A 16,835-nucleotide genomic window follows, 5' to 3' on the forward strand; every position below is an offset into this window, starting at 1 on the left:
CGCCGGACGGGCCGCCCCGACCGTGGCCGTGCTGGGCGGCGGCATGTCCGGCCTGGCCGCCGCCCACGAGCTCGCCGAGCGCGGATTCGCCGTCACCGTCTTCGAGCGCAAGGCCCTGGGCGGCAAGGCGCGGAGCTTCCCCGTCGAGGGCACCGGCACCGGCGGCCGGCAGGACCTGCCGGCCGAGCACGGGTTCCGCTTCTTCCCCGGCTTCTACCGGAACGTCCCGGACACGATGCGCCGCATCCCGGTCGCCGGGAACGCCGCCGGCGTCCGCGACAACCTGATCGACCTCGCGTCCACCCGGATCTCGCGCAACGGCGGCCGGTCGGACATCATCGTCCCGCAGATCTTCGCGCCGGGCGGCGGCGGCCTCGACCTCGACGTGCTGAGAGAGACCCTGACCGGGCTCGTCGAGCAGGTCGCCGCCCTCCCCGCCGCCGAGCTCGCCCTGTTCGTCAACCGCTTCATCGTCTACCTGACCAGCAGCGACGAGCGGCGCCTCGGCCAGTGGGAGCACCTGCCGTGGTGGGAGTACGTGCGCGCCGAGGGCAGGTCGGGGGACTACAAGGCGATCGTGGCGCGCTTCCTGACCCGCGGCCTGGTCGCCGTGAAGGAGAAGGTCGCCAGCACCAGGACGGTCGGCGCGATGGGCGAGGCGTTCCTGCTGTCGGGACTCGGCCTCGGCACCGACGGCGGCCTCGCCCGCATGCTCAACGCCCCGACGAACGAGGCGTGGATCGACCCATGGGTGCGGTACCTGCGCGGACGCGGCGTCCGGTTCGAGGTCGGGCAGACCGTCGAGGCGCTGGAGACGTCCGGCGGCCGCGTCGGCTCCGTCCGCGTCGTGGACGCGGCGGGCATCCGCCGCAGTGCCGCCGCGGACTGGTTCGTCTGCGCGATGCCCGTGGAACGCGCCCTGGCGCTGCTGTCCGCCGACGTCCTCGCGCTCGACCCCGCGCTGGAGAAGCTGAAGGACCTCCACACCGAATGGATGAACGGGCTCCAGTTCTACCTGCGCCGGAGCCCGCGCGGCATCGACCAGGAGGTCAACTTCATGGACTCGCCATGGCAGATCACGGCGGTGCTCCAGAGCAGGCTCTGGAAGCGCGAGTTCCCCCGCGACTACGGCGACGGCCATGTCGCCGACTGCCTGTCCCTGGACGTCTCCGACTGGGACACGCCCGGGATCCTCTACGGCAAGCCCGCCAAGAAGTGCACCCGGGCGGAGGTCGCCAAGGAGTGCTGGGCGCAGATGAAGGACCACCTGGAGGACACCGGCACGTCCGTCCTGCCCGACGACCTGCTGCACTCGTGGTTCCTCGATCCCGCCGTCCAGTGGGACGCGTCGTCCGGCGCCAACGTCAATGACGAACCGCTCATGGTGAACACCGTCGGGAGCTGGGCGAACCGCCCGGAGGCCCGCACCCGGATCCCGAACCTGTTCATGGCGGGCGACTACGTCCGGACGAACGTCGACCTCGCCACCATGGAGGGCGCCAACGAGTCCGGGCGCGCCGCCGCCAACGCGCTCTTGGACGCGGTCGGCTCTCCGGCGGAGCGCGTCCCGATGTGGAGGCTGTACCAGCCGCCCGAACTGAACGGTCTGAAGGAGCTCGACGCCCAGCGGTACCGCGCGGGCCGCCCGAACCTGTTCGACACCGTCTGACGCCCGCTCCACCGGCCCGCCCCTGGCCTCCGTCGCCGAATCTTGATACGAATTGTGTATCAACGTCTCAAGCAGGTGATGCGAATGACCGAGCTCGACGTGCAGCGGAGGCCCGCCGGGGCCATCCCCGGACCCGACTCCCTCATCTGGCGCTACGCCGGCGACTGGCGCGGCGCCTTCAGCGGCCGGGCGACCCTGCTGCTCCAGGTCGCGCATCCGGTCGTCGGAGCCGGCGTCGCCGACCACTCCGGGTTCCTGGAGGACCGCTGGGGGCGCCTGCTCCGGACGGTCGAGTCCACGATCGACTTCCTCGGCTACCGGGGCGAGGAGCGCGGCCGGCGGGAGGCCGCCCGGCTGCGCGAGATCCACAAGGACATCAAGGGCGTGGACGCGCAGGGCCGCCGCTACCACGCCCTCAACCCGGAGGCCTACCTCTGGGTGCACGCCACCCTGCTGCACGGCATGCTCCAAGCGCAGCGACTTTTCGCCACGCCCGTGCCGCCCGACCGCGAACGCGTCCTGTACGCCGAATGGGTCCAGCTCGCTCTAGCGCTGGGGATCACCGAGCGCCACATCCCGGCGACGCCCGCCGCGTTCCACGACTACTTCGACACGATGGTGAACGAGCGGCTGGAGGACAACGCCACCGTCCGGCTGCTCATCGAGCTGGACCGCCGGCCGCTCCCGCCGCCGCCGCGCTGGCCGCTGCCCGTGTTCGCCTGGTCGGGCATCGCGCTGCCCCCGACGCGCGTGCTCGGCAAGCTCGGCGTCGGCTGCCTCCCGCCCGTCCTGCGCGAGCGGTTCGGGCTGCGCTGGACGGCCGGCGACGAGACCCGCTTCCGGCTGTTCTGCCGCATGATGCGCGCGGCCGACGGCGTGCTCGTCGAGCCGCTGCGGTACACGCCGATCGCGTCCCGCGCGATGCGCCGCGCCCGGCGGGGCCGCTAGTGTCGACCGCATCATGACCGACGCAGCGGACACCGGAGCGCGAACCGGCGCGGGAGGCACCGGGGGAGACGCTGCGGAAGCCGCTGGGCGAGCCGCTACGGGAGACACTGCGGGAGGCGAGGCGCCGCTCCGCGACCTGCTCGCCGTCCCCGCCGCGTCCGGGCCGCAGGCCGACCGGATCCTCGACGCCGCGCTGGAGCTGTACGGGACGTTCGGGTTGCGCCGCACCACGATCGACGACGTCGCCCGCGCGTCCGGGCTCGGCCGCGCGACCATCTACCGCCGCTTCCCCACCAAGAACGACCTGGTCACGGGGGTGCTGCTGCGCGAGGCCCGGCGGTTCTTCGCCGAGCTGGACGCCGCCGTCGCCGGCTACCCGGCCGTGGAGGAGCGGATCGTCGAGGGGTTCGTCGCCACGCTGCGGGCCGCCCGCGAGCAGCGCCTGCTGAACCGCCTCCTCGTCCTCGAACCCGAACTGCTCCTCCCGCACGCCACCGGCCGCGCCGGCCCGCTGCTCGCCGCCGCCCGCGGCTACCTGGCCCGCCGGCTCCGCGCCGCGCAGCGGCAGGGCGACGCGGGCCCGTTCGACCCCGAGGTCGTCGCGGAGATCCTGATCCGCCTGACCCACTCCCTCCTGCTCACCCCGGAGGGGCACATCCCCATGGACGACGACGGCGCCCGCGCCTTCGCCCGCCGCTACCTCACCCCCATGATCCACTGACACCGCCCCGCCCGCCCCGACCCGCCCTGCCCGCGCCGACCGCCCCCGCGAACCGGCCTCGGCGGACCGGCCACAGCCCACCTGCCGCCGCCGACCTGCCGCCGCCGACCTGCCCCCGCCGACCTGCCCCCGCCGACCTGCCCCCGCCGGACGGGCGCCGCCGGACGGGCGCCGCCGAGCTGTCCCCGTCGATCGGCCTCGGCGGACCGGCCACAGCCGACCTGCTGCCGCCGCCGGACGGGTGGTCAGGTGCGGCGGATCGTGCGGACGCCCCTGCCCGGCCGCCACACGCGGATGACCAGCTGCTCGTCCTCGACGGCGGTGAGGACCGCCTCGCGCAGATCGAGGCGGAACGAGTGGAAGTCGCCCGGCGGCTCGTCGCCGGTGGCGTACCGCCGCTTCTCGGCCGGATCGGTGATCTCCACCGCGACGCCCGCCACCTTGGCGTCGCCGTCGGCGGACGGGTGCGCGTGGATCGCGCAGCGGCCGTCGCGCCGCAGGTCGAGCGCCTTCACCGCGTGCAGCATCGACCCGAACGACAGGTCGGGGCCGGGGAAGTCGACCTCCGTCCCGCTGACGCGGGGCGAACCGTCCTTGCGGAGCGTGGCGAGGACGTGGGTCTTCTCGCTCTCGAACCGCCGCCGGACCGTCGCGGCCAGCTCGGCCGCCTCCTTCTCGAACAGCTCCCAGGTCGCCATGCCGGAAGCCTGCCAGACGGGTACGACAGGACGCGGGGACGCGACGCGGCGCATGACGTGGGAGGTAATCGCCGGTATGACCCCGTTCCCGCTAGCGTCGGTGCCGTGACGACGATGACGGCGACGGCGACGGCGTTGAGCGATGTGAGACCGATCGGTGAGCAGTTGCGGGCGTGGCGGCAGCGGCGCAGGATGAGCCAGCTCGAACTGGCCTCGGAGGCGGACGTGTCGACGCGGCACCTCAGCTTCGTGGAGACCGGGCGGTCCGCGCCCAGCCGGGAGATGGTGCTGCGGCTGGCCGAGCACCTCGACGTCCCGCTGCGCGACCGCAACCTGCTGCTCGTGTCCGCCGGGTACGCGCCGGTGTTCGACGAGACGCCGATCGAGGAGCCGAAGATGGACTCGGTCCGGGCCGCGCTGAGGCAGGTGCTCGCCGGGCACGAGCCGTACCCGGCGGTGGTCGTCGACCGGTTCTGGAACCTGATCGACGCCAACGCCGCGGCGGGCCTGTTCATGGAGGGCGCGCCGCCGGAGCTGCTGGAGCCGCCGCTGAACGTCCTGCGGCTCAGCATGCACCCCGACGGGATGGCGCGGAACATCCTCAACCTCGCCGAGTGGCGCGCCCACATGATCGACCGGGTGCGGCGGCACGTGGCGCTCACCGCGGACGCGGCGCTCGCCCAGCTCTACCGGGAGCTGCGCGCGTTCCCCGGCGACGTCGGCGAGGCGATCGCGCCGCCGGCGGGCAACGAGGTGTTCGTCCCGCTGCGGATGCGGCTGGAGGGCACGGAGCTGTCGTTCTTCAGCACGATCGCGACGTTCGGCACCCCCGTGGACATCACGGTCGCGGAGCTGGCGATCGAGTCGTTCTACCCGGCGGACGCGCGGACCACCGCGTTCCTGCGCGAGCGCGCCGGCTGGTGAACGCCCGGCTGGTGAACGTGCCGGCTGGTGAACGCCCCGGGTGACCGGGCGGGCCGGGGCGCGTGATAGACACCTGTGCCGGACGTCAGCCGACCCGGTGGAGGGCCGATGGAGATCACCGGCATCGCGCAGCACAGGGCGTGGCGGGAGCGGGTGCTCCCGCCGGTGGAGCGGGTGCGGCCGGGGCTGTGGTCCATCCCCGTGCCGCTGCCGGACAACCCGCTCCGCTACGTCCTCGTCTACGGCCTGGAGGTGCCGGACGGCATCGTGCTCGTCGACGCCGGATGGGACACCCCCGAGGCGTGGGACGCGCTGTGCGGCGGCCTCCGGACCGCCGGGTACGCGATCGGCGACGTACGGGCCGTGCTGGTCACCCACCTGCACCCGGACCACTACGGGCTGGCCGGGCGCGTCCGGGAGGCGTCCGGCGCCTGGGTCGCGCTGCACCCGGCCGACGCGAGGCTGCTGCGGGCGCGCTACCGCGACTTCGACGGCCTGATCGAGGCGATCCGGCGGCAGATGGCCCTGCACGGCGTCCCGGAGGAGGAGGCGGGGCCGCTCGCCGACGCGTCCCGGGCGATCCTGCCGCTCGTCCGGCACACCGATCCGGAGCACATGCTGGCGGACGGCGAGCGGGTGCCGATCGCGGGCTGGAACCTGCGGACGGTGTGGACGCCGGGCCACTCGCCGGGGCACGTCTGCTTTCACGAGCCCGACCGGCGGCTGCTGCTGTCGGGCGACCACGTCCTGCCCCGCATCACCCCGGCGATCGGGGTGCATCCGCAGCAGCGGCACAACCCCCTCGCCGACTTCCACGACTCGCTCGCCAAGGTCCGGGATCTGGACGCCGAGGAGGTCCTGCCCGCGCACGAGTACCGGTTCGCGGGGCTCGCCGAACGGGCCCGCGCGCTGGCGGAGCACCACGCGTCCCGGCTGGACGAGATCGCGCTGGAGGTCGCCGCGGCGGGCGCGGGCGGGGCGACCGCCTGGGATCTCGCCCGGCGGCTGACCTGGTCGCGTCCGTGGGAGGAGATCCAGCCGTTCATGCGCCGCACGGCGATGCTGGAGACGCTCGCCCACCTGGTCATGCTGGAGTCGCGGGGCCGGGTCGCGGCGGTCGACGACGCTCCGCCGTGCCGGTGGCGGACCGTGCCGGTCCCAGCCGGATCCGACTTCGTCTGAGCGCTCGGCGTCAGGAACCTCCGTCGGGCGCGGGGACGTCCTCGGCCTTCAGCAGGTCGTGATGGACGCGCGTCAACGGCACCCCGAGCGCTTGGAGGACGGTCACCGTGCGGCGGATCATCTCGGTGGGGCCGGCCACGTAGACGTCGTGCTCGTCCCATCCGTCGAAGCGGTCCAGGACGTCCGGCAGGTCTCCGCGCATCGCTTCCGCCGACGGGACGTCCTCCGGCGAGACGTCCGCGAAAGCGGAGCCTGCCGGGCGGGATCGCGGCGGCTGGGTCTCGGAGAGCACGGGCACGACGGTCAGCGCGGGATGCGCCGCCGCGAGCATCGTCAGGTCGTGCAGGTCGTAGAGGTCGGCCTCGGTGCGGGCGCCGACCAGCAGGCGCACCTCCCGCCGCGTCTCGGAGCGGACGGCCTGCTCGGCGAGCGCCTTGACGGGGGCGAGGCCGGTGCCGCCCCCGATCAGCAGCAGGTCGCGCTCCGACTCCGGATCGAGCGTCATCGCTCCCTGGGCGGGCCCCAGGAGGACGGTGTCGCCGGGCCGGGTATGCCGGACCAGGGCGCCGCTCACCCAGCCCGCCGGGACGGCCCGGACGTGCAGCCGGAGCGTCCCGTCCCGGCGGGGGGCGTTGGCGATCGAGTAGGGCCGCCACACGCGCGGCCAGCGGGCGGTCTGCACGGTGACGTACTGGCCGGCGCTGAACGGCAGCGGCCGGCCGGGGCGCAGGGTGAGCACCGCGAGGTCGCCGGCGCGGCGCTCGTGCGCGGCGACCTCGGCGACCCACCAGGGCGGGAGGGCGGCGGCGTCCCGCTCGGCCGCCTCGATCATGACGTCGGCGGCGCGGCGGTAGGCCGCCGCCCAGGCGGCCTCCGCCTCCGGGCTCCAGGAGCCGGCGGCGAACGCGCGGAGCGTCGCGAGCAGCGCGGTGCCGACCGCCGGGTAGTGCTCGGGGCGGACCCCGTACTTGCGGTGGTCGCGTCCGAGCCGGGCGAGGTAGGCGTCCAGGTCGGCGGGGCTGTCCTGGCTCCAGACGATCCTGGTGAGCGCGTGCAGGAGCCGTCCGCGCTGGGCGCCCATCGCGGGCGGGAACAGGGCGCGCAGCCGCGGGTCCTCGGCGAAAAGGCGGCCGTAGAAATATTCCGCCGCTTCGCCGGAATGGCGTTCCAGACGACTGAAGGTCTCTTTGAGTTTGCGGGGATCGGTCGGCATTTCCAGGCTCGCCCCCTCGGCTCGCAGGGAGCCGGAGTTCCACCGCGATGTCCCTTTCGTGGCCACTCGGTGTCCGGCTCGTTGAGATTCTCGCATTCAAAGGCGCAGGTAATCAACCGGTTCGCTCGGGATGCGGATCGATCGCACGGAACGTAATCGATCCCGAATTATCTGTAACTGCGAAAGTGGTGGAAAAGAGCACGAATACTGATCGGTACTGAATCGGCGGGGTGGGGGACCGGGAGGGATCGCCGCCGATTCCGGGGCGCGGGAGGTCCGCGCGTGCCCGCCCCGGGTGGAGGACGAATCAACGCCCGGGTGGAAGATTCGGCTTTTGTGTGGAATCTGGGACGTCCTGGCCGGCGCCGGGGGAGCCGGGCGGCGCGTCCGGGCGGCCGGGACCGGACGCGGGCCGATCTCCCGGCTTCGGCCTGCGCGGACCGGGGCCGTGGGGCAAGCTGGCTGGTAGGAAGGCCGGGGGTGGGTCGGGCGGCGGGGGCGGGTGATGCGCCATGATGACGACGCGAAGGTGGACAATCACCGCAAATCGGTAACCGATCCGCGGCCAGAGCTCAGCAGAGGGGAAACCACGCATGTCTGAGGCGACCCGAGGGGCCCCGGCCCCGCACGCCGCCGCGACCGCGCCCGGCGCGCCGCCGCTGATCGGCATCACGGCCTACCAGGAGCCGGCCCGCTGGGGGATCTGGGTGCGCGAGGCGACGCTGCTGCCGGTGCCCTACGTGCGCTCGGTCGAGCGGGCGGGCGGCGTCCCCGTCCTGCTGCCCCCGGCCGCGAGCCTGCGCGGGCTCGACCTGCTGACCGCCCGGCTGGACGGCCTGATCCTCGCGGGCGGCGGCGACCTCGACCCCGACCTCTACGGCGCCGAGCGGCACGCCGAGACCGGGCCCCCGCAGCCGCAGCGCGACCGGTTCGAGCTGGCGCTCGCCCGCGCGGCGGTGGACGCCGACCTGCCGTTCCTCGCGATCTGCCGGGGCATGCAGATCCTGAACGTCGCGCGCGGCGGCGCGCTCATCCAGCACCTCCCCGAGGCCGTCGGGCACACCGCCCACGCCCCCCGGACCGGCATGTTCGCCGCGCACCGCGTGCAGATCAGCGCGGGCAGCACGCTCGGCAAGATCCTCGGGGACGCCGCCGACGTCCCCACCTACCACCACCAGGCGGTCAGCCGCCTCGGCAAGGGCCTCTCGGCGGTGGCGTGGGCCGAGGACCAGGTGGTCGAGGCCGTCGAACTCCAGGGCCACCGCTTCGGGCTCGGCGTCCAGTGGCACCCCGAGGAGGGCGACGACAAGCGCCTGTTCGAGGCCCTCGTCGCCGAGGCCGCCGCCACACGCTGACGGGGGTTGACGCCCGCTCTCCGGGGAACGCGGACCGGGAGATCTCCGCTCCGTCCCCCATGGAGGCCGCCGCATGCCCCTGCACCCGCAGACCGTGGACTTCCTGGAACTGCTCGCGTCCTGGACGGTCCTGCCGCAGGACGGCCCGGAACCCGGGATCGAGGAGATGCGCCGCAGGATCGGCACGGTCTTCCCCATCGACCGGCGCGAGCTGCCCGAGGTCCGCGACCTGACCGTGCGCGGCCCCGGCGGCCCGGTGCCCGTGCGCCTGTACCGTCCGGCGCCGCCCGGCGAGGGCCCGCTGCCCGCGCTCGTCTACCTGCACGGCGGCGGCTGGGTGCTCGGCGGCGTCGACAACGTGGACGCCGCGTGCCGCGAGCTGGCCGCGGGCGCCGGATGCGCCGTCCTCAACGTCGGCTACCGGCTGGCCCCCGAGCACCCGTTCCCGGCGGCCGTGGACGACGCCTGGGCCGTCGTCGCCTCCGTCGCGCGGGACCCGGGCCGCTACGGCGCGCTGCCCGGGGCGGTCGCGGTCGGCGGCGACAGCGCCGGCGGGAACCTCGCCGCGGCCGTCGCGCTGCTGGCCCGCGACCGCGGCCTGCCGCTCGCCCACCAGCTGCTCGTCTACCCCGTGACCGACACCGCCAAGGACACCCCGAGCTGGCGCGCCTACGGCTCCGGGTACGGGCTCGACGCCGACACGCTCGCCCGCTTCATGGACCTGTACCGCGGCGGCGCCGACCCGTCCGACCCGCGGCTCGCCCCGCTGCGCGCCCCGGACCTCGCGGGCGCCGCGCCCGCCACGGTGATCACCGCGGAGTACGACATCCTGCGGGACGAGGGCGAGGAGTACGCGCGGCGCCTCGCCGCGGCGGGCGTCCCGGTCGAGCTGCGCCGCTACGACGGCGTCGTGCACTCCTTCTTCCTGCTCCCCGAGATCTTCGACGCCGGTGCCGAGGCGATGGAGCTCGCTGTGCGACGATTGCGCACGGCATTCGGTGATCGGACGCGGGAGGGCAGCGCCGCGTGAACCGCCGCGCGGACGACGACGCCGGCCGGAACGGCGCTGCCGCGCGGACGACGAGCGACGGGAGCGCGGCATGAGCGACAGGTACGCGGCGTACGAGCGGCTGAGGATCGACTCGGCGGGGCCCGGGGTGCTGCGCGTCACGATCAGCACGCCCGGCAAGCTCAACGCCGTCGACACCACCGGCCACCGCGAGCTCGCCGAGATCTGGCGGGACGTGGACGCCGACGACGACGTCCGCGCCGTCGTCGTGCGCGGCGAGGGCACCGCGTTCTCCGCCGGCGGCGACCTGTCCATGATCGAGGAGATGATGGACGACCACGCCGCGCGCCGCCGGATCATGCGGGAGGCCCGCGACATCGTCATGAACGTCGTGAACTGCTCGAAACCCGTGGTCAGCGCCGTCCAGGGCCCCGCGGTCGGCGCCGGGCTCGCGGTCGCGCTGCTGGCCGACATCTCCGTCGCGGGCCGCACCGCGAAGATCATCGACGGGCACACCCGGCTCGGCGTCGCGGCGGGCGACCACGCCGCGATCGTCTGGCCGCTGCTGTGCGGTCTCGCCAAGGCCAAGTACTACCTCCTGCTCAACGACGTCCTCACCGGCGAGGAGGCCGAGCGGATCGGGCTGGTCTCCCTCTGCGTGGACGACGCCGAGGTCCACGACCGCGCCCTGGAGATCGCCGGACGGCTCGCCGCCGGGCCCGCCGAGGCGCTGTCGTTCACCAAGCACGCGCTGAACAACTGGATCCGCCTGGCGGGCCCGACCTTCGACGCGTCGCTCGCCATGGAGTTCTTCGGCTTCACCGGACCCGACGTCCGCGAGGGCGTCGCGGCCGTCCGCGAGAAGCGCCGCCCCGACTTCGGCTGACCGGCGGTCGGGGGTGGTCGCGCGCTCAAGCTTGGACCGCGACCTCGCCGACCGCCCCCTCCCCGCGGGTCAGGGCCACGTCCCGCGTCTCCCGCATGCACGCGTACACGACCAGCGACACGCCCGAGCAGCCCGCGACATACCAGTAGAAGGCGGACTCGGCACCGGCCTCCTTGCACCAGAGCGCCACGTACTCGGCCGTCCCGCCGAACACCGCCCCCGCGACCGCGAACGGCAGCGCGACGCCGAGCGCCCGCACATGCGTGGGGAACAGCTCCGCCTTCACGACCGCGCTCACGGACGTGTACCCGGTGACGATCACCAGACCGGCCAGGGAGAGGACGAGCGCGCTCCCGAACCCCCGCGCGTCCGCGAGCGCCGTCATCAGCGGGACCGTCCCGGCCGTCCCGCCGATCCCGAAGGCGATCAGCAGCGGGCGCCGGCCGATCCGATCCGACAGCGCCCCGGCCAGCGGCTGGAGCAGCATGAACACCGACAGCGCGCAGAAGCCCACCAGCGACGCGGTCGCCCTGGGCAGCCCCGCCGTGTTCGACAGGTACTTCGTCAGGTACGTCGTGTACGTGTAGTACGCGAGCGTCCCGCCCATCGTCAGCGCGACGACGAGGACGGCCTCCCGCCGGTGCGCGAGCAGCTCCCGGATCGTCCCGCGCCCGGCCACCGCCCGGTGCTCCTCGCCGTACGCCTCGGTCTCCAGCAGGTTCCGCCGCAGGTAGAACACGACGGCCGCCGCGACCGCGCCGACGGCGAACGGGATCCGCCACCCGTACGACTCCAGCGCCTCGTCCGGCATCGTGCGCTGCAAGGCGATCTGCAACCCCAGCCCCGCGAGCTGGCCCGCCGTCATCGACACGTACTGGAAGCTCGACGCCAGCCCCCGCCGCCCCGGCGGCGCCGCCTCCGTCAGGTACGTCGCGCCGGCCGCGTACTCACCGCCCGCCGACAGCCCCTGGAGCAGCCGCGCCACCAGCAGCACCAGCGCGCCGGCGTACCCGACCGACGCGTAGGTCGGCGTGACCGCGATGAGCAGCGCGCCGCCCGACATCAGCGCCACGGTCAGGGGAAGCGCCGCCTTGCGTCCCCGCCGGTCGGCGAAGCGGCCGAACAGCCAGCCCCCGACCGGCCGCATGAGGAACCCCACCGCGAAGACGCCCGCCGTGTCGAGCAGCCGCGCGGTGTCGTCCTCCTCTGGGAAGAACGCCGACGCGAAGTAGGGGGCGAAGCTCGCGTAGACGGACCAGTCGTACCACTCGACCATGTTGCCGATCGAGCCGCAGACCACCGCCCTCCACGGGACGCGGGCCGGGCGGGGAGCGGACACCGGTGACCTCCTGTGAACGGGCCGTCGCAGCACGGAGCGTCACCCGCGCGCCGCGCCCCGTCCACAGGAATCCGCCTTTCTTGACGTGCCGTTGACGAACGCTCAGCGCGCGGCGAGGGCCTCTTCCAGCACCGCGCGGACCGTCGTGGCGGGACGTCCCAGCACTTCCTCCAGCGCCGGACCGGTCACGGCGAACTCCCCGCGCCGGGACGCGCGGAACATGCCGACCAGCATCGACGCCTGCTCCGCGGGCACCCCGTGCTCCACGAGCCCGGCCGCCCACTCCTCGTCACCGGCGACGACCCGCTTGACCGTGCGCCCGGTGACCTCGGTGAGGACGGCGGCGACCCCCTCAAGATCGACCACGTCCGGCCCGGTCAGCGGCGGCGTCGGACCCTCGAAACCGTGCTCACCCGCAAGGACGGCCGCCGCTGCCTCGGCGAGGTCGGCGTGCGCCGTCCACGACACGGGACCGTCCTCGGGCGCGACCAGCTCGCCCGTCTCCAAGGCCCTCCCCAGAAGCATCGGGATCGTGCTGGCGTAGAACCCGTTCCGCAACGCCGTGTACGGCGTGCCCGTCCCGGCGAGGTGCGCCTCGGTGGCGGCGTGGTCGACCATCGGCGCGAAGAGCGAGTCCGCGCTCGCGGCCTGGTGGCTCGTGTACAGGACGCGCTCCGCGCCCGCGGCCCGGGCAGCGTCGATCGCCGCCGTGTGCCGGGTGACCGCCGCCGCGCCGACCTCGTCCGCCGAAACGACGAGCACCCGCGCGGCCCCCTCGAACGCTCCGGCGAGGGACCCGGGATCGGCGAAGTCGCCGCGCCGCACCCGCACCCCGCGCTCGGCCAGACCGGCCGCCCGCGCGGTGTCGCGGACGCTGACCCCGACCCGCTCCGCCGGGACCCGGTCGAGCAGCCGCTCGACGATCAGGGAGCCGAGCCGTCCGGTGGCCCCGGTAACGATGATCATGATGGAACCTCCGCTGTTATCACTGAAACCACTTCGACGTTAACACTGGAATCACGACGTTAGCAAAGATGCGTTATCGTTGATTACATGCAGGAGACGACCGGCAGGGCCGGGACGCGGACCAACCTCGTGGAGGTCGCGGCGCGGCTCCTGCGCGAGCAGGGCCCGGCCGCGGTCACCACCCGCGCCGTCGCCCAGGCCGCGGGCGTCCAGGCCCCGACGATCTACCGCCTGTTCGGCGACAAGGACGGCCTGCTCGACGCCGTCGCCGAGCACGTCTTCGCCGGCTACGTCACCGGGAAGGCCCTCACCGGGGCCGACGGCGACCCGGTCGCCGACCTGCGCGCCGGCTGGGACGCGCACATCGGCTTCGGCCTCGCCAACCCCGCGCTGTTCGGCCTCCTCGCGGACCCCGCCCGCGGCACCCGCTCACCCGCCGTGGCCGCCGGCCTCAAGGTCCTCGAAACCCGCGTCCACCGCGTCGCGGCGACCGGCCGCCTCCGCGTCACCGAACGCCGCGCCGTTCAACTCGTCCACGCCGCGGGCACCGGCGCCGTCCTCGCCCTGCTCGCCATGCCGCCGGACGACCGGCACCTCGGCCTTGCCGACGCGATGTACGAAGCCGTGGCGAACGCGATCCTGACCGACGCGCCCGCCCTCACCGAGGACGGCCCCACCGCGGCCGCCGTCGCGTTCCGCACGGTCGTCCCCGACCTCCCGAACCTCACGGCCGCCGAACGCACCCTTCTCGCCGAATGGCTCGACCGGGCAACCGAACACTGACCCCTGCGCCGCCTCAGGGCCTGGCCGGGCCGGTTGCGGACAAGGAGCAAAGCGTGGCATCAACCGCGATGAGGGCGAGGATGGGGGACAGCGGGACCGGGTCGTCGCCCATCGGGCGGTCCCCGTACGGCCCGGTCTCCCGGCATTGCCGCAAAACAGTGGCTCGGCTCGGCCGAGGCTTGCGACGCTGACGAACATGGCCACCGATCAACCGTCCGTCGCCCACCGCCTCGACCGCATCCGCGCGCTCCTCGCCGGACTGCCCGGCCCGCTCGGCAACGGCGAACTGCACGCCTGGGCCAACCCCGGCGACGTCGACGGCATGCACCGCGAAGTGTTCGGCCTGATCGGCGGCCTCGACGTGGGCCGGTACCCCGACGATTTCGTGAACGTCCTGGACAGCCCCAACGATCTCGCCGACAGACTCAGCGAAATCGACGAAGCCGACGCCCTGCAAAGGCTGATCAGCATCGCCTCGTCCACCCTCGCCTACCACCTGCGCGGCCGCTACGACGAGACGAAGGCCAGGAGCGTCTTCGGCTCGCTGCTCCGCCTCCTCGGCCACGGAACCCGCTGGTGGACCAACACCGACTTCCCCGCCTGGAAACCGGTGACCCCGCACGTATTCGACGCAGTGGTCATCGGCGTCGGCAACGGAATAACAGTCACCGTCCTAGCCTTCGACGAGGACTGATCCCACCCGCCGAATTCCGTGGCTGCGTGAAGTCGACCGTTCTCACGGCGCCCAGAGCCCCTGTGCCTTGAGCAGCGCCTTGGCCGCATGCTGCGTCCGCTGGCTCGCGGACGTCGGCATGAGAGCGATTCGATGCACCTGGTCGGCGAACACCGCGACCTCATCGGCTGCCATCCAGTCGAGCGTGCGAGACATCCAATAGTCAGACCAGCCCGACAGACCGGCCCCGATCACCGTCTGTATCGGTTCTCGAAGATCAGGGTCTCCAGGGACGAGGTTGACGCGGGCCCGCTCCTCGACTTCGTCCCGCGGACGTTCGACCAGCGGGAGCAGCCAGACGGCAGCGCGGGCCAGCCGGACCCGGGAATGGCCCGGAGGAGCGTCGAAGACCCAGCACCCCTCCGATATGCCCAGCCATGACTCCCCAGGCTTGACCTCTAGGATCCGACGCACTCGCACCGACATGCCGGGATTATCACCCTCTGGCATCACGTTCGAGGTTGGCCGACGCGGTAGTCGAGCAGGACGAGTCGATCGTCGATCGCGGTGGTGCCGACGAGCGAGAGGTCGAGGACGGGAAGGCCCGCGAAGTAGGGCTGCTCGCCGGCGTCGCCATGGATCATCGGGAACACCATGACGCGGAGCCGATCGACCAGACCGAGCCGGAAGAGACTGCGCACCAGGGACGGGCTGCCGATGGTGCGCATCGGCAGCCCGTCCGCCTCGGCCTTCAGCGCGGGCACCGCGCTCTCGAGTGGCTCATCGATGAGCGTGGTGTTGGACCAGCTCAGAGGCGGTTCGAGCGTGCGAGAGAAGACGATCTTCGGCAGCTCGTCCATCCGAGGGAAGGAAGCCTCGCCGCGCGCGATGATCCCGGCCATCTCCCGGTAGGTCGTCGCGCCCATCAGCATGACGTGGTCCTTGGCGAGCTGCGCGTCCACCCACTCGGACAGGCCGGGCCCGCCGTAGCCCCAGTACGCCTCCGGCCGCGGCCCGGGTCCGCCGTACCCGTCCACGGTGCTGAACATGTCGACCACCAGCTCGCGCATGCATGCCTCCTGACCGATCACCCCATGCTCCGCTGATTGGACTCCCACGATCGGCAGAACTCATCGGCCCGCCCCCGCGCGGCCACACAAGCCACGACCGAGCCACCTCACCGAGCACCCCAAGGCGAACCGCAAGGCGGCCTTGTGGGTTGGTGAGGAACTGGACGTTCACGCCGTGCCGCCGATGCTTACCGGAGTAGAACCGCCGGTCGTCAGGCGCCTGCGAGCCGGTCGATCGGCACCAGCGTGCCGTCCAGGATCACAGACGGCTTGCGGGCCGCGATGCGCATCGCCGCGCGTAGACCGGGTGCCAGCACGGCGAGCAGCTCGATCACTTTGGTGACGTAGCGGTGGGCGGTCGCCAGCCCCACGCCGGAACGCCGCGGCCAGGCCCGGGAAGGTCTCGTTGCGGCGCAGCTGTACTGGGACCAGCAGGGCCTGAGGCTCGGACGGCAGCGCCCGCCAGCACGAGCCGGGCGGCGGCGGTGCTCTCGGAGCCCTGCCGGGAGGGCTGGGCCGCGGCGGCGGCACAGCGCTACGCCCCGCTCGGCATTGCCCTACGAGGACCATGGCGTGGCAGGACGCCGTTGCGGCGGACTGGGACTGCTGTACAGCTGTCCGTAGATGGCATGGTCGGTGTACCGCCGAACCGTCGCGGGAGTCGTGACATCGCCGCGCGTCCCTGCCGCTTCATCCGTCTCTCACTTGCCGAAACGGTCACTCTCATCGGCAGTTGAGGGTGGGGAACGGGGCCGGTGGGCGGTGGGCGGTGGGCGGTGAGCAGGTAGCGGTGGATTGCTCGACCAAGCGGTGTTACGGGGCGGCGGTGTGGCGCTGGCCTCGGGTGGGGCGCTCGGCCCTGATCGGTCGGGGCCTGCGGCGCGGCACGGGTCGCGGTGTGACGCGGTGGGGTGTCGCTTCCGGCGCGCTCGGGGCCGGGACGTCGTCCCATGGGGTGGTGGCGGACGAGTTTGTGTCAGCGATGACCTGGTCATCGGTGTTCTCCGCCGAGGTGGCCGGGCGCGTGGGCGTGATGAGGCTGCGCTGCTCGCCTGGTGGGCGTCGCCGGTGATAGTCGGGTGGCACGAGCCGGTAGGTGTAGCGGCCGTTTGGCCCCTTGGTGATGTGGATCTGGTCTGGGTTCGTGTGTTTGTGGCGGTTGTGCCAGCCGCAGCACAGGGCTAGTTGGTCGATGTCGGTGGGGCTGCCGTTGAGAGCCCAGCCGTTGACGTGGTCTACCTCGCAGAGCGTCCCGGGGACTTCGCAGCCTTGGACGGCGCAGGTCGGGTAGAGGGTTTCTAGGACCTGGCGTTGGGCGGGGGTGGCGAAGCGGACGCGGTGGCCCAGGTAGAGGGGGATGTTGCCGCGTCCGAGCAGGAGGGGTGAGACGCCTGCGGTC

Annotated in this window: 18 protein-coding genes; 10 read left to right on the forward strand and 8 right to left on the reverse strand. The window is 73.2% G+C overall.

Annotated elements, in window-relative coordinates; genetic code table 11:
* The 3 genes from E1300_RS38145 to E1300_RS38155 form a co-directional block, all read left to right on the forward strand.
* A partial coding sequence (locus E1300_RS38145; RefSeq protein ID WP_131761997.1) for a hydroxysqualene dehydroxylase occupies positions 1-1,669 on the forward strand: 1,669 nt, incomplete at its 5' end.
* Positions 1,670-1,753: 84 nt separating this feature from the next.
* The gene (locus E1300_RS38150; RefSeq protein WP_165503178.1) at positions 1,754-2,617 is read left to right on the forward strand and encodes an oxygenase MpaB family protein; all 864 of its coding nucleotides are present in this window, start codon (positions 1,754-1,756) and stop codon (positions 2,615-2,617) included.
* A 13-nt stretch (positions 2,618-2,630) separates the two neighbouring features.
* On the forward strand, positions 2,631-3,338 hold the full coding sequence (locus E1300_RS38155) for a TetR/AcrR family transcriptional regulator (protein ID WP_131761999.1): 708 nt from the start codon (positions 2,631-2,633) through the stop codon (positions 3,336-3,338).
* Between the two features lie 245 nt (positions 3,339-3,583).
* On the opposite strand, the gene E1300_RS38160 is transcribed toward E1300_RS38155, so the two are convergent.
* Positions 3,584-4,036 (reverse strand): pyridoxamine 5'-phosphate oxidase family protein, encoded by a 453-nt coding sequence (locus E1300_RS38160; RefSeq protein WP_131762000.1) that lies wholly within the window; start codon positions 4,034-4,036, stop codon positions 3,584-3,586.
* Positions 4,037-4,150: 114 nt separating this feature from the next.
* Here E1300_RS38160 and E1300_RS38165 point away from each other — a divergent pair, with 114 nt between their 5' ends.
* Positions 4,151-4,960, forward strand: coding sequence for a helix-turn-helix domain-containing protein (locus tag E1300_RS38165; RefSeq protein ID WP_131762011.1), 810 nt, complete (start codon positions 4,151-4,153; stop codon positions 4,958-4,960).
* Between the two features lie 108 nt (positions 4,961-5,068).
* A complete protein-coding gene (locus E1300_RS38170) occupies positions 5,069-6,142 on the forward strand; it encodes an MBL fold metallo-hydrolase (protein ID WP_131762001.1) in 1,074 nt (357 codons plus the stop codon).
* A 10-nt stretch (positions 6,143-6,152) separates the two neighbouring features.
* Here E1300_RS38170 and E1300_RS38175 read toward each other — a convergent pair whose 3' ends face one another.
* Positions 6,153-7,355, reverse strand: a complete 1,203-nt coding sequence (locus E1300_RS38175; protein WP_131762002.1) for a globin domain-containing protein — start codon at positions 7,353-7,355, stop codon at positions 6,153-6,155.
* 593 nt (positions 7,356-7,948) lie between these two features.
* On the opposite strand from E1300_RS38175, the gene E1300_RS38180 reads away from it, so the two are divergent.
* The 3 genes from E1300_RS38180 (at position 7,949) to E1300_RS38190 (ending at position 10,605) form a co-directional block, all read left to right on the forward strand.
* Positions 7,949-8,710, forward strand: a complete 762-nt coding sequence (locus E1300_RS38180; protein ID WP_131762003.1) for a gamma-glutamyl-gamma-aminobutyrate hydrolase family protein — start codon at positions 7,949-7,951, stop codon at positions 8,708-8,710.
* A 73-nt stretch (positions 8,711-8,783) separates the two neighbouring features.
* Positions 8,784-9,740 carry an alpha/beta hydrolase gene (locus tag E1300_RS38185; RefSeq protein ID WP_131762004.1) on the forward strand — a complete coding sequence of 319 codons (957 nt, stop codon included), beginning with the start codon at positions 8,784-8,786 and terminating at the stop codon, positions 9,738-9,740.
* A 70-nt stretch (positions 9,741-9,810) separates the two neighbouring features.
* Positions 9,811-10,605: an enoyl-CoA hydratase/isomerase family protein gene (locus tag E1300_RS38190; protein WP_131762005.1), complete on the forward strand. Its 795-nt coding sequence runs from the start codon at positions 9,811-9,813 to the stop codon at positions 10,603-10,605.
* A gap of 25 nt (positions 10,606-10,630) precedes the next feature.
* Here E1300_RS38190 and E1300_RS38195 read toward each other — a convergent pair whose 3' ends face one another.
* The gene (locus E1300_RS38195) at positions 10,631-11,944 is read right to left on the reverse strand and encodes an MFS transporter (protein ID WP_242619655.1); all 1,314 of its coding nucleotides are present in this window, start codon (positions 11,942-11,944) and stop codon (positions 10,631-10,633) included.
* A 102-nt stretch (positions 11,945-12,046) separates the two neighbouring features.
* Complete coding sequence (locus tag E1300_RS38200) at positions 12,047-12,910, reverse strand: NmrA family NAD(P)-binding protein (protein ID WP_131762006.1); 864 nt, start codon at positions 12,908-12,910, stop codon at positions 12,047-12,049.
* A gap of 87 nt (positions 12,911-12,997) precedes the next feature.
* Here E1300_RS38200 and E1300_RS38205 point away from each other — a divergent pair, with 87 nt between their 5' ends.
* Both E1300_RS38205 and E1300_RS38210 read left to right on the forward strand, forming a co-directional pair.
* Complete coding sequence (locus E1300_RS38205) at positions 12,998-13,693, forward strand: TetR/AcrR family transcriptional regulator (protein WP_131762007.1); 696 nt, start codon at positions 12,998-13,000, stop codon at positions 13,691-13,693.
* 196 nt (positions 13,694-13,889) lie between these two features.
* Positions 13,890-14,387, forward strand: a complete 498-nt coding sequence (locus tag E1300_RS38210) for a hypothetical protein (RefSeq protein ID WP_131762008.1) — start codon at positions 13,890-13,892, stop codon at positions 14,385-14,387.
* Between the two features lie 42 nt (positions 14,388-14,429).
* Here the strand turns inward: E1300_RS38210 and E1300_RS38215 are convergent, their stop codons facing one another.
* From E1300_RS38215 to E1300_RS50630, 4 genes are all read right to left on the reverse strand, one after another.
* The gene (locus E1300_RS38215; protein WP_131762009.1) at positions 14,430-14,852 is read right to left on the reverse strand and encodes a hypothetical protein; all 423 of its coding nucleotides are present in this window, start codon (positions 14,850-14,852) and stop codon (positions 14,430-14,432) included.
* A 23-nt stretch (positions 14,853-14,875) separates the two neighbouring features.
* The gene (locus E1300_RS38220; protein WP_131762010.1) at positions 14,876-15,436 is read right to left on the reverse strand and encodes a dihydrofolate reductase family protein; all 561 of its coding nucleotides are present in this window, start codon (positions 15,434-15,436) and stop codon (positions 14,876-14,878) included.
* A 212-nt stretch (positions 15,437-15,648) separates the two neighbouring features.
* Complete coding sequence (locus E1300_RS50625; RefSeq protein ID WP_165503179.1) at positions 15,649-15,807, reverse strand: hypothetical protein; 159 nt, start codon at positions 15,805-15,807, stop codon at positions 15,649-15,651.
* Positions 15,808-16,249: 442 nt separating this feature from the next.
* Positions 16,250-16,835, reverse strand: a 586-nt coding sequence (locus tag E1300_RS50630; protein ID WP_165503180.1) for an HNH endonuclease signature motif containing protein, incomplete at its 5' end; no start/stop codon positions are given.

Source organism: Actinomadura fibrosa (assembly GCF_900659615.1).
Lineage (GTDB): Bacteria > Actinomycetota > Actinomycetes > Streptosporangiales > Streptosporangiaceae > Spirillospora > Spirillospora fibrosa.